Genomic DNA, 14,056 nt, shown 5'->3' on the forward strand with positions numbered 1-14,056 from the left:
CGATAAAAACGGAGTTCTTGAAAGCCAGCATCAGGGCCAAAGTCGAGCACCCGTTTCGTATCATCAAATGCCAGTTTGGTTTCGTGAAAGCGCGGTACAAAGGCTTGATGAAAAACGATAACCAGCTAGCAATGTTATTCGCACTTGCCAACCTTGTTCGGGTTGACCAGATGTTAAGGAGCAAACGGCATCAGTGTGCCTAAAATCTGGGAGTAGCCCAGATAAAGGGCCTGAAACGGGCAAATTCGGCAGTTATTCGGCCACAATGATTCAAAATCTCGGAATCAGAAAATTCGAGAAAGAGAAAATGGTCGGTTTACGCGTACGAGTGGCTTGATCGCACCTTCCCTTATACGCTGCGCGGAATAGCGGCAATATCACGGCTTAACTCGTCTTGCGGTTCGCGCCGTTGGCCTGATGAATCCGATGCCGCATTCGATTTCTCCTGCAAGGTAAAGCGTGCCAGCTGCTGCTGGATATCCGATGAGGCCTGCTGCACTTGCTGGCTGGTGTCGAGGCTGCGCTCGGCGATGTCTTTGGTGAGTTCGGCGGACTCTTGGATACGGGTGACGTTGGCCGAGATCTCATTGGAGACGGCGCTTTGCTGCTCGGTGGCGCTGGCTATTTGGATATTCATCTCATGGATGGTGTTGATGCCAGATACCGTGGCGTCAAAGGCCTCGTCGGTGGTGGCCGACATCTGAACGCTGCGATTGGCCAGCTCGGCGCTGGACTTCATCACCGTTGCGGCGGTTTGGCTACCTGACTGGATCTTACCGAGCATGGACTGGATCTCGAGGGTTGAATCTTGCGTGCGCTTGGCCAAGGCGCGCACTTCGTCGGCGACCACCGCAAAGCCGCGGCCTTGCTCGCCGGCGCGGGCGGCTTCGATGGCTGCATTAAGCGCCAGTAGGTTGGTTTGCTCGGCGATGCCGGATATTGCCTCCACAATCGAGTTGATCTGGCTGCTATCGGCTTCTAGCTGTTTAATCACCTGGTCGGCGTTATCCACCTCATTAGCCAGATCGGCGATGGCCTCACTGAGCTGTTTGATTTGCTGCTTGCCGCTTTCGCTACTCTCCAATGCTTGTTCTGCAGACTGGGTGGCGGAGCCGGTGTTATTGGCCACCTCGCTCACGCTGACCGACATCTCACTCATCGACGCCGCAACCTGAGTGATCTCCTGACATTGCTGTTCTGAGCTGGCCGAGCTGCTTTGGTTATCTTCCAGCAGTTGCACGCTGATGCCGCCGAGTTTAACGCTGGTCTGGATAATCTCGTGGGTCATCGTCGAGAGGTCTTGGGTGAGCTGATTGATGGCGGTGAAGATCTGATTAAGTTCGTCCTTGCCGCGTGTTTCGCAGTGCACAGTGAGATCGCCAGCGGCGATCCGTTTGGTCGCTTGGCTTAGGGTATTGATGCTGCCGGTGATCGAGCGGTACATTGAAACAAACATCAGGCAGGAGATAATCAGCGTCATGCTCATGCCTATCACGATGGTTAGCATCAGTTGGAAGCTGTTATCGCGACGTACTTGTAGCAAGTGCTCTAACTCGGGTTGCAGCTCGTCGTAGAGGGCTATCACGCTGGCGATGGCTTGGGTGCCTTGGTCAAAGAAGGCTGACGGGCTGATGTTACCCAACTCGCTGTCCAGCAGCTCTTGCTGGGTAGTGCTGTTAAAGCGTTGCAGCGCTTGCTGCATTTTTTGCTCCGAGGGCTTGTGCGAGTTGAGCTCGGGGTTGTAGCGGTTGATGGTGGTGAAGGCATAGTTGAGCTTGTCGATATTGCTGGCAATCAAGTCCGAGAGCATCGACAAACGTAGCTTGCCTTCTGCGCTGAGCTGGTCAGCAGCCAGCGTACCCGTGCCCATGCCGCGAAGCTTACCGATGCTTTCCACGGTGCTTGGCAGCAGCTTGGTGATCACTTCCATCAGGTAGTAAGTGTCGAGTTCAGGGTCGAGGGTGAGGTTGGACTTGTCTGCAATATGGGTGATGGCGTTATGCACCTTTACGATCAGCGCGCTGTGGGCGTTAAAGTTCTCGCTGCTGCTCATGGTGGTATTGCCCGGTAGTACCCGCCATTGGCGTTCCAGTTGGTTAATGATCGGCTCTAGTTCGAAGATATCGTTATTTTGCTTATCAAATTGATGCAGGCTCTGGAAGGCTTGCTCTACCAAGCGTTCTTTTTCACGTATCGGGCCTATTAGCGATTGGTCGCCTTTCAGCAAGCCTTGGGTCAGTCCTCGGTGGGCAGCGATATTGACGAACAACTGCTTCATATAGGGCTGGTACTGGGTGCCGACGATCTCTTGGTCGGTGAAGGCGATGTTGCTGTTGAGTTCTTTGAAGAACAAGCTAGACAGCCAAGTAAGCGGGATAAATATCAGCAGCCCAACTAACACAAACTTCATCTTAAAATTCAGTTGTTGCAGCAACTTGTCGATCATAGTTAATGGATTCATCAAAAACGTCCGGACATGATTTATCTTCCAATATAGATAAGCTGTGCCCTGAAGTGCTTGGGAACTGTGCGTTGGCGCTAATTTTGAGTAGAAAATTTAATTAATTAGATATCGGTGTGCTTAGTGACTGGCACGAATAGGGTAACTACCTAATTAGAGTAAGGTTTTAGTGACAATTTCATGACTTTTAGTGATTGCATACCAATTGAGCATTAAGCGCTGCGAAAAACAACAATAATCCGAGTGCGACTTTTCGTAAGCTGTCGCGGTCACACATTCCCTGCTGGTGGCTTACATCCTAGCGAAAAGCCCCTATGATAGGCGCGCTATCTGCCTTAATCAGAAAATGGAGCGGTAATGAAGGGCTCGTCTTCCCAAGCTAATTCAAAGAAAAAACTGCTGTTGGTTAAACTCCAGCAAATCGCCTTTGCCATCCTTGCGGTGGCACTCGGCATCGGCTCGTTTTGGTTAATGACCATCGATTTTGCCGACAAGCCGATGGACTGTGATGATCAACCCAACAATTCGCGCTGTCTGGCAAGCGGACTGTCTATCCAGCCCGGTGTCTACCGTTTTCGCCATTACGACTATCAAATGAATCCCGATTTCTCGTTGGCATCCTGGGATCACCAAACCATCGTTGAGACTGAGTACCAAACCTGGGTGATTGAGAACAACTTCTTACGTCTTGAAGTGCTGCCAGAGTTTGGTGGTCGCATTATCTCGATGGTCAACAAAACCACCGGCCATGAGTCGCTCTACCAAAACCCGGTGGGCACCCCCTACCTGATGGACCAAGGGGTGTTTTACTACGACTGGCTGATGATTATGGGCGGCATCTTCCCCACCGTGCGCGAAGCTGAGCATGGCGTGGCCTGGAACCGCCCGTGGCGCTTTGAGCTTATTGAACACAGCCCCGAGCGCATTACCATTGCGATGACCTACACCGACAAGGACGATTTTGCGGGCAAGCCGGGTAACTACCGCATTCCGGCCAGTGAGCTGGAGGTAAGTTTTTACGTGAGCCTACACCGCGATCGCGCCGCAGTAGACACCATCACTATCATCGGCAACCCCACCAATAACACCCCGGAGTTTGAGCACTGGACCTTGCTGACCATGGCGCCGGGCTCTGAACCGGGCAATACCCGGGTTGATGAATCACTGATGCAGGTTGGGCCGGTGAGCGATATTCATCTACCGGACTTTTACTGGGATAACCCGCTGGAGTGGGACGAGTTCCGTTGGTTTAAAAACCAAAACGAGGGCATTGCCTACGCCAAACCGGGTATGCAAGGCAGCAACTATTGGGGCGCGGTAAATCAAGCCAATCGCGAGGGCTTGATCCGCATCGCCGATAACAACATTACCCCCGGTCTTAAGAACTGGAGCTTTGGCTTTGATTCGCTCAAGGTTGACCCAGAGGCTGGCGGCGAGGTGTGGCATCGCCCAACGGTTGAGATGTGGGCTGGCGTAACGCCGCAGTTTTGGATCAAAGATCAGTTCCCGGCAGAAGGGCGCATGGACATTGATGAGACCTTTGTGCCAACGGTCGGTCTAAGCGATGTTAGCCATGCCAACGAGAAGCTGCTGTTCAACCTGATCGACGGCGAGCTGCAGCTGTACTTTATCGAGCCTGGCCAGCCTTACAATGTGCAAATCGTCTCCAAAGGCGAGGTGGTGTTCGACCAAGCGGTTGAGCCCAATCCGTATCGGGGGAATCGTTTAGAAGGAGCTTTTGGCCCAGATGCGCAAATTACTATTCATGATGCGCAGGGGCAGCAAGTGTTTCCGCTGTAGCGCTAACAACTTGATACTTATTAAAAAGCGTCCATAGAGGGCGCTTTTTTCGTTTGTAATTTAAGAGATTACTGGGCGAGTCGGTTCATTTAGTGTTTGCCAAATTATGAACCATTGTTTATATTATGACCCATACCTTAAATGAGCTGATAGCTATAACGGTGGTTGTAACGATAGCTCGTCGCCGATTTCCCAACATAAGGCCCGCGTATGACTTATCATGCCTACCAACGTCTCTCGCCAAAGAATCGTGCCCAATCTGAGCATCGTCAGGCGGTGCAGGCCCTGTTCCCCGAGGTGACCTGGCATCAAGAGCAGGGCGTTCGTGGCAATGTGCCAGCCAGCGAACGTCCTGTGCTGAGCGCGCTACTCGCAGCCTTGCAAACCGGTGATGTGTTAGCGCTGCACTGGATCGCCTGCCTTGGTCGCGATATCGCCGATGTGGTGCAGGTGATAACCGCGCTGTTGGAGAAGGGGGTGGTGATTGAGACGGTGGTCCAGCGACTGCGTTTTTCCCCAACAGACCCCAGCACCCAAGCCATGCTGCAGCTACTTGCCGGCATGGCTGAAGAGCAAACCCGCCGCCGGTTGGTGGCAGCCGAGTGGGGCCGTGAAGCCCTGCGCGAAGACAAGGAATCATGGAAGCAGCGGTTTAAAGGGCGGCCCGCGGATAAAAAGCGCCATCGACAAATCGCTGAGCTACTGCTGGAAGGGGAAACCCTGCAAGCCTGCGCCAGTAAAACCGGCGCCAGCCTCTCCACCGTCAAGCGGGTCAAGGCCCGTATGAACGCCGAGGCCGAAGGCCAGCATTGCCTGCGAGCGGGCCACGCCAAATAACCGATTACCCAGAGAGCAAACATGAACGATACCAAGCAACAACGAAGCAAGCCGTCGCCCAAGCGTTTAACCGTGTTGGAGCTTATCGATATCAGCCCCAACCTGCGCCGCGTGGTACTGGGCGGCGATGATATCGCCAAGTTCCCCGAAGGCTGTGCTGGAGACTACGTCAAACTGATGTTCACCGCCGAGGGCAGTAGCGACCTCAGCCAGCTACCAGCCGGTGCGAAGCCCGCTATGCGCACCTACACCATCAGCGAGTTCGACAGCAAGCAACAGCACCTGAGCATTGATATGGTGCTGCATCACCAGCGCAACATGACAAGCGATATGAAAAGCGAGACAGGCTTAGCCGCGCACTGGGCGGCCAACGTGGCCGTTGGCAGTGAGATTATGGTCGGTGGACCGGGGCAAAGCGCCGGTATCGACAAGCAAGTTGCACAAGGGGTGTTTGTCGCCGATATGACCGCACTGCCTGCGCTCAAGCAGCTGGTAGCCAAAGGCCACATCACTGAACAAGCTCAGCTGCTGATTGAAGTAAACAGCGAGCAAGATAAGCAAGCGCTTGAGCTGCCTGAGGGCATTAGCGTTCAGTGGGTGCTGCGCGAGAGCGAGACCAGCCTTAGTGATGCGCTGTTCAAGCTTGTCTGGCCTGAGCAAGAGTTTGTGGTGTGGTGCGCCTGTGAGTTTGGCAATATGCGCCGCATTCGTGCGCTGGCCGCCGCGCAAGCGGGTTTTCAACAGCGCGCCAGCTACTTCTCCAGCTACTGGAAGATTGGCGTAAGCGAGGAAGGCCACAAGCTGGCCAAGCGACAAGATGCCGAACAACAGAGCCAGCAAGCGGGCAAAACTGCCTGATGAGTGAGCGTCTTAGCTATAAGCCGGTACTGCTGGCAAGCCTGATTGTCAGCATCGGCCAGCTCAGCATGGGGCTGGTTTTTCCGTCGCTACCTTGGATTGCCAAGGATTTCAATATCTCCTTGGATGAAGCCCAGCTGCTGATCTCCTTATACCTGCTGGGCTTTGGCCCCTCGCAGTTTATCTATGGCCCCATCTCCGATGCTTTGGGCCGCCGTCGAGTATTGCTGGTGGGCCTGCTGTTGGCACTGCTGGGGCTGAGCTTGGCCATCTTCGGTAGCCAGTGCTTTGGCCTGCTTCTGGCTGGGCGCTTTGTACAGGGGCTAGGGGCGGGCTGCTGTGCGGTACTCGGGCGTGCATCATTGCGCGATAACTACTCGCCAGAGCAGCTGCCGAGGGCGCTGTCGGTGGTGACCATGGTGGCCTCGTTTACCCCCATCGTTGCCCCAGTGTTTGGCGGGCTGATTAACCATCATCTTGGCTGGTTGGCGGTGTTTGTCAGCTTGTTTAGCTATATCGCGCTGGTCTGGCTGGTGTTGTACCTGTTGTTCAAAGAGACCATTAGCGAGCGCCGCAGCATGCCCAAACCTGCCAAGGTGCTCAGTGATTATGGCTCACTGATCCGCTCCCGCTACTTCCAGAGCTTTGCTGTGATTAGCTGGCTCAACTTTTCCTTGGTGATTACGGCGGTGTCGCTGATGCCCTTCGTGATGCAAAACCAGATCGGCATGAACTCGCAAGAATACGCCTACTGGGCCTTGTTGCCCGCCTGTGGCTTGATGTGCGGCGGAGTGCTGTGCAACCGCTTGTTACCCCTCTACGGGCAAAAGCGGATCTTGTTTATGGCGCCTTGGATTCATCTTAGCGCCGGGCTATGGCTGATCAATGCGCCGCTCACACCGCTGGCGATGATGTTTGGTCAGTTCTTAATGGCCATGGGCAATGGCTTGGCGCTGCCATGTGCGCAGGCCAAGGTACTGACCCCCTACCGGCAGAAAGCGGGCACCGCAGCGGCGCTCTCGGGAGGCGGGCAGATGATTTTCTCCTCTTTGATAAGTATGACTGCCCTGCAGCTCGGGATGCACTATGCATGGCAGTTTGGTTATCTTATCGTTGCCGTCGCAGTGATTGGCTGGCTCAATGTGAGAGCGGGTTTTAAGGCCGCAGCGCCCGGCCCGGCGCTAAACGAACAGAGTAGAAACGAACAGAGCAGTAAGGCATAGCGTGTTAACCGGACTTAATCACATTACCGTGGCAGTGAGCGACTTGGAGCGCTCACTGCACTTTTACACTAAGATTCTTGGCTTTAAAGGCGAAGTGAGGTGGGATAACGGCGCATACTTGAGCCTGGGTGAGCTGTGGTTATGCCTCTCCTGCGACTCACCCCAGCCCGCCGCTGATTACAGCCATCTGGCGTTTTCGGTGGCACCGAATCGCTTTGAGGCCATGTGCAAACACTTGTCATCTTTCTCCCTAAGCTACTGGAAAGAGAATCAAAGTGAAGGCGACTCCTTGTACCTGCTCGACCCCGATGGGCACAAGCTGGAAATCCACGCAGGTGATTTGACATCACGCTTGCAGAGTTTGCGAAAAAAACCTTACTCAGGTCTTATCTGGCTTTAAATCCTTTAATTAGGACAGAAACTCTACTTGCTTTAGATCAAGGAGTGCCTTTATTCTATTGTGCAAACTATCAGCTAGTTTTGGTTGCTGGCCGATATTAGGTACTGAGTGGCCAATATGGCCACTAAATTTACAAGGAAAGTGAGTGTGAGAGATGCGTATCTATATTTATTCCCCTGAGGAAATCATCCCATTACTCTCTCGGGTAAACCGATTTCTGGGAGAGGCTTATGCGCAGCCCGGCATTGAGCTAAGCATGTCAGAAGAGCTGCTCTGCGTGGCCATCGGCTTTGAAGGCCAGCAGATAATTGCCCATGGTGCTGCCTACTTACGTGAGATGTACCAACTTAGCGAGCCTTTCTTGGCCGGTATGATCGCCGGTGTCGCGGTTGCCCCTTTTTTTCGTGGCAAGGGCTACTGCAAAAAAATCCTTAGCCGACTAGAAAACCACCTGCGCGACGCGCGCGCCGAGCAGGTATTTATCTGCGCCAGCGAGCTTCATTACTATCAGTCTTCCGGTTATCAGCTATTTGAGCCGCCGGTTTTGCTGCAAAAGCAGCCCAGCGAGAACTGGAACCACCTGATGTTTAACGGCAGCATTCACAAGCCTTTAGGGGTTAACCTGCTAGATCGCCAAGCCTTGGTGGAATTTCGCGGTGGTATGTATTGATATCAGAGGGTTAGCTGTACTTGGTGCAGGCAGGTGGGCTAATCGCGCAGGTTTCTTACCATCGATAAAAAACCACAATTCTGTGGTAACCTCCTAAATAACGTCAGAAGATGTAAATTTCTTCTGCATAACAGAGAAAAACTTGATATCGTTCAGAGAGTTGTTGAGAAGATGTTGCCATTTCTCAACCGGTCTTCAGGGCGCAATCAAGCAAGTGAAGACAGATTTCTGTGCACAAGGAGAGGATTGATGAAGAACGTTGTTGTTTCAATGTTGTTTGCCATGCTGGTAGCGGTTCAACTGCCAGCCAACGCGATGAAGCTATCGGGCGAAGAAGCCAGTAGCAACCCCACCTATAAACCTACTCGCTCGGCCGTTGAAAAAGCCATGGCTAAGATGGGTTACGATTACGAAATCGATAGCGATGGCGACATTGTGTTCGAGACCGAAGACGATGGCTATATCGTTTACGTCATCTATGATGTGTTCGGCTCCGATGACCGCTTGTGGAACCTGCGTATGCTATCCCAGTTCACTACCAAGAAGAGCCGTTACGAAGAGCTGCTGGAGTACGTTAACCAGTGGAACGCCGACAAGAAGTATCCAAAGATCTTTATGGACGGTCGCGACACCCTGTCTCTTGAGTTGAACTTCCCCATCCAATACGGCTTCAACCCAGACGAGTTTGAAGACAACGTGATCGGCATGTTCGAGAACACCATCAAGCAGATTGCTGAAGACACCAAAGATATGCGTCTGTAAGCCAGCTTAACAGTATCGATTAAAAAGCCCGCAGGCGTGATGTTCGCGGGCTTTTTTAGTGTTATTGCGGTTTGAGTACTAGCGGTAGTACATACAGATCCGCTGGCCTTCGACCTCGCGAATGGTAAAGGGGATCTCGTAGATATCCGACAGCACCGCCTCGTCAATCACCTCCACCGTGTCACCACTCTTAATTACTTGTCCCCGCTTCATGGCGATAATTCGGTCCGAGTAACTCGCGGCAAAGTTGATGTCGTGGATCACCACCACCACCGCTTTCCCATGGTCATGGGCCAAGTGCTGGATAGCCCCCATAATCTCCACAGAGTGCTTGATATCGAGGTTGTTTAGCGGCTCATCGAGAAAGATATAGTCGGTGTCTTGGGCCACTACCATGGCGATAAAGGCCATCTGGCGTTGGCCGCCACTGAGCTGGTCGAGGTAGCGGTCGGCAATGTGCTGAATATCGAGGTGCTCCATGGCTTTGTCGATAATCTCGTTGTCGCGCGCACTGAGACGACCTTGCGAGTGGGGGAAGCGGCCAAAGGCCACCAACTCGCGCACGGTAAAGCGCATATTGATGTTGTTGGACTGGCGCAGCACCGCTAAGCGCTTGGCAAGCGCGGCGTTGTCCCATTGGTTTAGTGGCTTGTCGGCAATGACTACCTCGCCTGCATCGCTGTTGGTAAGGCGACTGGCCATCGATAGCAGGGTACTTTTGCCCGCGCCATTGGGGCCAATAATCGAGGTGAGCACGCCTTTGGGGAACAGCGCGCTGGCATCTTTCACCACAAAGTTATCGTTATATTTTTTACTCAGGCCGCTTAGTTTGATCATGCTTAGTTCACTTTGTTACGGGCAAGCAGCAGCAGGAAGTAGCTGCCGCCGACAAAATTGATAATCACGCTGATGGTGGTTTCAAAGGCCATTAGGTTTTCGACAATCCACTGGCCTGTCAGTAGCAAAAAGGCGGCGAGCGCGCTACTGGCCGGCAGTAGCAGGCGATGCTGATAGCTGCTAAATAGCTGGCGGGTCAGGCTCACCACAATCAGGCCGAAGAACAGTACCGGGCCGACCAAGGCGGTGGCCACGGAGATCAACACAGTGACTAGCGCCATAATCTGCAAGGTCAGTTTGCGCACATTGATGCCCAAGCTGGTGGCGTTATCTGGCCCCAGCCACAGCACATCGAGCTTGGGGGCGAGCTTAAGCAGCAAGGCCAAGCACAGCAACATCGGCGCAATCGTCCAGTACACCAATGCACCATTAACATTGTTGAAGCTGGCAAACATTGAGGCCTGGATCGCCATAAATTCGCTGGGGTCGATCACCATGGTGAAAAAGCCGGTGACGCTGCTAAACAGGCTGGAGCAAATAATGCCGATCAGCAGCAAACTGAACAGATCGCGCTGCTTGCCATAGAAGTACCAAGCGAACAGGCTCAGCGACAGGCCGGCCATAATCGCAGTGGTGACCGAGAAGTTCAGCATTGGTTGGATCACCAGCGGCGAAAGCCCGCCAGCTAGCACCACAAGCAGCACTTGAATCATCACATACAGCGAGTCGAAGCCGAGGATCGACGGGGTCAAAATGCGGTTGTTGGTCACCGTTTGAAACACCAGCGAAGACCAACTGATGGCGGTCGCGGCCAGTAAGATAGCCAGAACCTTGGGGATGCGCCTTGACAAAAAGAAGCGGTAGTTATGGGCGTCCAGCCCCTTGCCGAGAAACAGCGCAATGATTGCCAGCGTGGCAACACACAACAGAATAAGCTTGGTCGAGTTACGCATTGGACTTGTCCTTAAGGATCAGACCAATAAACACCAGACCACCAAAGATGCTGATAATCATCGAAATCGGTACTTCAAAAGGGAACAGTATCAAGCGCCCGCCAATGTCGCAGGCCAATACCAACACCATGCCCCAGTAGGCGGTCCACGGCAGGTTGCGACGCATATTGTCGCCGATAAATAGCGACACTAGATTAGGCACAATCAATCCCAAGAAGGGGATCACCCCAACAATCATCACCACCGAGGAGGCGAGTACCGCAACCAGCATCACGCCCACCATCACCACGCGCTGGTAGTTAAGGCCGATGTTCTTGGCAAAACTCTCGCCCACGCTGGCGGCACTAAAGCGGGCGGCATATAGGTAGGCCAGTACAGAGGCGGGTACGGCTAAGTAAAGAAACTCGTAGTTGCCTTTAAGCACCGAGGCGAAGTTGGCTACTGTCCAGGAAGAAAGGGTCTGAACCAAGTCGTACTTGTAGGCGATAAAGGTGGTCAGTGCCGACACCACATTGCCGTACATAATGCCGATAAGCGGCACTAGCACCGCATTCTTAAACTGCAGCTTTTGCAAGAAGCGCACAAATAGCAGGGTGCCCGCCACCGCAAAGCCAAAGATAATCAGCAGCTGAAGCCAGTGATCGACATCGCCCAAGGCTACCAGAGCAACGATATAGCCAAACATGGCGCAATCGATGGTGCCGGTGGTCGAGGGGGCGGCAAAGCGGTTTTGCACGATCTGCTGCATGATAAGGCCCGCAATACTCAGGCCGGCCCCCGCCAAACAGATTGCCAGCAAGCGCGGAATACGGCTGACCAGCAAGATATGGGCGCTGCTACTCTCGCTGTTTAGCAGGGCGGCGATATCAAGGTCAATCACCCCGATAAGCAAGGACGCAAGGGCTAACACCAGCAATACGCTGGCAGCAGCTAGGCGGATATAAATACTCATAGTGATAGACAGCTAAGGCCCGCAGTGGCGGCCGTTCTCATGATTGGGCGGATTAATTCAGGGCTTGTTGAATGTCTTGCAGCATCACCCGGGTGGCCTGGATACCACCAGCGGTGATATACCAAGCCTCAGGGTTTAGGTAGATCAGCTTGCCGTTTTGCGCCGCTTCGGTACTGTTGATCAAGGCATTGCCGAAGAACGCTTGGGCCTTGCCGGTGCCACGGCCAATTGCCTGTTCGCGGTCCATAATCATCAGGCTCTGTGGCGCTGCATCGACAATGTACTCGAAGGAGATAAGGTGGCCGTGCGGGCCGGCAGTGGCTGCCACGTTGCGCGAGCTGGCAGGGCTAAAACCGAACTCGTTAAAGATCTGCGAGAAGCGGCTGTCGCGGCCAAACATGGTGACATTGCTACCGGCATTCATCACCACCATGGTGTTGAGCTGTGCCGCCTTGGCCTTGGCAGATAGCGCCGCAATATCACCTTCCAGCTCGCTGATTAACGATTCCACTTCGCCTTGCTTGTCGACCAGCAGCGCAATGTTGCGCCAGTGCTGGGTCATATCGCGCCAGTAGTGGCCGTTTTCCATCATCATCACGTAGGTCGGGGCAATCTTTTGCAGTTCTTGTACATGCGGCAGGGCGCGGCCTTCGGCGATAATTAGATCGGGGCGCGCCATAAAGATCGCCTCAAAATCTGGCTCATGCAGGGTGCCGACCGAGGCGATGGATTTATCATTGTACTGCTGCAGATAGCTCGGCAGCAGATGGTGCACCACGCCAACCGGGGTCACGCCAAGGTTATCCAACACGTCAAGGCTGGCATGGCCGATCACCACGATGCGCTCTGGGGTTTTATCCAGCTGGGTTTGCCCTACAGCATGCTCAACGGTAACGGCATTGGCGGCGCTCGCAAATAGGGTACTTAGGCAGACAAAGAGGGCAGTGATGTTTTGAAGTAATCGGGTCATGGGTGCTCGGCTGTTTGTGTTCATACAGCGTTAATCTACCCTGCCACTCAGCAGCAAAGATTGATCTAACGCAAATCTAAATGAGAAACATTCTTGTTGGTGTTTAGCTTAACCCATACAATCCTCGCTTCAATATCAATCAATGAATACGCGCTATGCAAAACCTGAATATGCACGCTGTTAACATGCCGGGCATCGACCTTAATCTGCTGTTTGTATTAAAAGTGCTGTTAGAGCAGCGGCATGTATCGAAAGCCGCTCAAGCCTTGGCGATGAGTCAGCCTTCGATGTCGCGTGCACTAAGCCGGCTCCGCGATACCTTCAGCGATGACCTGCTGGTGCGCTCGCAGGGCAGCTACGTACTCACGCCGCGTGCAGAGCAGCTGCAAAGCGAGTTGTCACCCTTGCTTGAAGGGGTTGAGCAGCTATTGCGCGGGCCGCAGTTTGACCCGGCCCTGTGTAAGGGCTCGTTGCGCATTTTTGGCATGGTGCCGCAGATCAACCGTTTACTGCCGCCGTTTATCCAGCGCCTTGCCGAGCTGGCACCGGGGGTGCAGCTGGAGATCGACTCCACACCGCAAGATAATTTTGCGGGCCTAGAGCAGGGGCAGGTGCATTTTGCCATTTCGGCTCAGCAACCCGAGAGCGGCCAAAGCCAGTTGCACAGAATGGCGCTGTGTGAGCTGGAGTTCTGCTTACTGATGAGCAAGCAGCACCCGCTGGCCGATCAGCCCCTGACGCTGGACAGGTTTATGTCGGCCCGCTTTGCCGAGGTGCAAACCCGGGGCACCAACTTCTTCTTTCCTGAGTTCACCTTAAAAGAGCGGGGACACCTGACTAAACACCAAGCTCTGGATGTCGCGCTGCGAACGACCAGCTTTGCCTCGGTAGCGGCAATAGCCGAGTCCAGCGATTTAATCTTCCACCTGCCGGTGCCATTCGCCGAAGAGCTTTGCCGTGGCCGGCAGCTTTGCACCAAGGCGATTTGTAGTGGTCAAGTTAAATTGGCCACGGTTTTGTATTCAAGCCAGTACCTTCGCTCTGACTCATTGGGTGTCAGCCCGCCGTTATATTGATGCGGCCTGAGCTGACTGTAATAGCCCGTTACGTATCGTGATATCTCACTCTGTGCCTCACTGATACTGCGATAGCCGGTCATCGGTATCCATTCTGTTTTTAAACTTCTGAAGAAGCGTTCCATCGGGCTATTATCCCAACAGTTACCGCGTCGACTCATGCTCTGTTTTATCTGGTAACGCCAGAGCTGTTGGCGAAAGCGTCGGCTGGTATAGTGGCTTCCTTGGTCACTATGGAACATCAAGTCTTTCGGTTT

General features: G+C 53.6%; 15 protein-coding genes. 9 read left to right on the forward strand and 6 right to left on the reverse strand.

What is annotated here, in order from left to right:
• Positions 1-203 (forward strand): transposase (locus tag G462_RS23440; RefSeq protein ID WP_035478405.1); only part of this gene is annotated, 203 nt, incomplete at its 5' end.
• Between the two features lie 146 nt (positions 204-349).
• On the opposite strand, the gene G462_RS0119225 is transcribed toward G462_RS23440, so the two are convergent.
• Entirely contained in the window at positions 350-2,461 is a 2,112-nt protein-coding gene (locus G462_RS0119225) for a methyl-accepting chemotaxis protein (RefSeq protein WP_026960429.1), read from the reverse strand.
• 357 nt (positions 2,462-2,818) lie between these two features.
• Between G462_RS0119225 and G462_RS0119230 the strand changes: the two genes are divergently transcribed.
• The 7 genes from G462_RS0119230 to G462_RS0119260 all read left to right on the forward strand — a co-directional run bounded on the left by G462_RS0119230 (position 2,819) and on the right by G462_RS0119260 (position 9,011).
• Entirely contained in the window at positions 2,819-4,261 is a 1,443-nt protein-coding gene (locus tag G462_RS0119230) for a DUF5107 domain-containing protein (protein WP_026960430.1), read from the forward strand.
• 210 nt (positions 4,262-4,471) lie between these two features.
• On the forward strand, positions 4,472-5,098 hold the full coding sequence (locus G462_RS0119235; protein ID WP_026960431.1) for a recombinase family protein: 627 nt from the start codon (positions 4,472-4,474) through the stop codon (positions 5,096-5,098).
• 21 nt (positions 5,099-5,119) lie between these two features.
• A complete protein-coding gene (locus G462_RS0119240) occupies positions 5,120-5,956 on the forward strand; it encodes a siderophore-interacting protein (protein WP_026960432.1) in 837 nt (278 codons plus the stop codon).
• Positions 5,956-7,179 carry a multidrug effflux MFS transporter gene (locus G462_RS23445; RefSeq protein ID WP_051326873.1) on the forward strand — a complete coding sequence of 408 codons (1,224 nt, stop codon included), beginning with the start codon at positions 5,956-5,958 and terminating at the stop codon, positions 7,177-7,179. The genes G462_RS0119240 and G462_RS23445 overlap by 1 nt, the downstream gene beginning before the upstream one ends.
• 1 nt (position 7,180) lies before the next feature.
• Entirely contained in the window at positions 7,181-7,579 is a 399-nt protein-coding gene (gene fos, locus G462_RS0119250; protein ID WP_026960433.1) for a fosfomycin resistance glutathione transferase, read from the forward strand.
• A 154-nt stretch (positions 7,580-7,733) separates the two neighbouring features.
• The gene (locus G462_RS24095; protein ID WP_026960434.1) at positions 7,734-8,249 is read left to right on the forward strand and encodes a GNAT family N-acetyltransferase; all 516 of its coding nucleotides are present in this window, start codon (positions 7,734-7,736) and stop codon (positions 8,247-8,249) included.
• Positions 8,250-8,498: 249 nt separating this feature from the next.
• On the forward strand, positions 8,499-9,011 hold the full coding sequence (locus tag G462_RS0119260; RefSeq protein ID WP_026960435.1) for a type III secretion system chaperone family protein: 513 nt from the start codon (positions 8,499-8,501) through the stop codon (positions 9,009-9,011).
• A 78-nt stretch (positions 9,012-9,089) separates the two neighbouring features.
• On the opposite strand, the gene G462_RS0119265 is transcribed toward G462_RS0119260, so the two are convergent.
• The 4 genes from G462_RS0119265 to G462_RS0119280 are packed head-to-tail and all read right to left on the reverse strand — an operon-like array spanning position 9,090 to position 12,723.
• Positions 9,090-9,848 carry an iron ABC transporter ATP-binding protein gene (locus G462_RS0119265; RefSeq protein ID WP_026960436.1) on the reverse strand — a complete coding sequence of 253 codons (759 nt, stop codon included), beginning with the start codon at positions 9,846-9,848 and terminating at the stop codon, positions 9,090-9,092.
• A 2-nt stretch (positions 9,849-9,850) separates the two neighbouring features.
• Positions 9,851-10,801 (reverse strand): iron chelate uptake ABC transporter family permease subunit, encoded by a 951-nt coding sequence (locus tag G462_RS0119270; RefSeq protein WP_026960437.1) that lies wholly within the window; start codon positions 10,799-10,801, stop codon positions 9,851-9,853.
• Positions 10,794-11,753 carry an ABC transporter permease gene (locus G462_RS0119275; protein ID WP_026960438.1) on the reverse strand — a complete coding sequence of 320 codons (960 nt, stop codon included), beginning with the start codon at positions 11,751-11,753 and terminating at the stop codon, positions 10,794-10,796. The genes G462_RS0119270 and G462_RS0119275 overlap by 8 nt, the downstream gene beginning before the upstream one ends.
• Before the next feature lie 52 nt (positions 11,754-11,805).
• Entirely contained in the window at positions 11,806-12,723 is a 918-nt protein-coding gene (locus tag G462_RS0119280) for a siderophore ABC transporter substrate-binding protein (protein ID WP_026960439.1), read from the reverse strand.
• A gap of 155 nt (positions 12,724-12,878) precedes the next feature.
• Between G462_RS0119280 and G462_RS23455 the strand changes: the two genes are divergently transcribed.
• Positions 12,879-13,799, forward strand: coding sequence for a LysR family transcriptional regulator (locus G462_RS23455; protein WP_051326874.1), 921 nt, complete (start codon positions 12,879-12,881; stop codon positions 13,797-13,799).
• Here G462_RS23455 and G462_RS24395 read toward each other — a convergent pair.
• A partial coding sequence (locus G462_RS24395) for an integrase core domain-containing protein (RefSeq protein WP_157378585.1) occupies positions 13,718-14,056 on the reverse strand: 339 nt, incomplete at its 5' end. The two genes, G462_RS23455 and G462_RS24395, sit on opposite strands and share 82 nt — an antisense overlap.

It is taken from the genome of Aliagarivorans taiwanensis DSM 22990 (assembly GCF_000429505.1).
GTDB classification, from domain to species: Bacteria; Pseudomonadota; Gammaproteobacteria; order Enterobacterales; family Celerinatantimonadaceae; genus Aliagarivorans; species Aliagarivorans taiwanensis.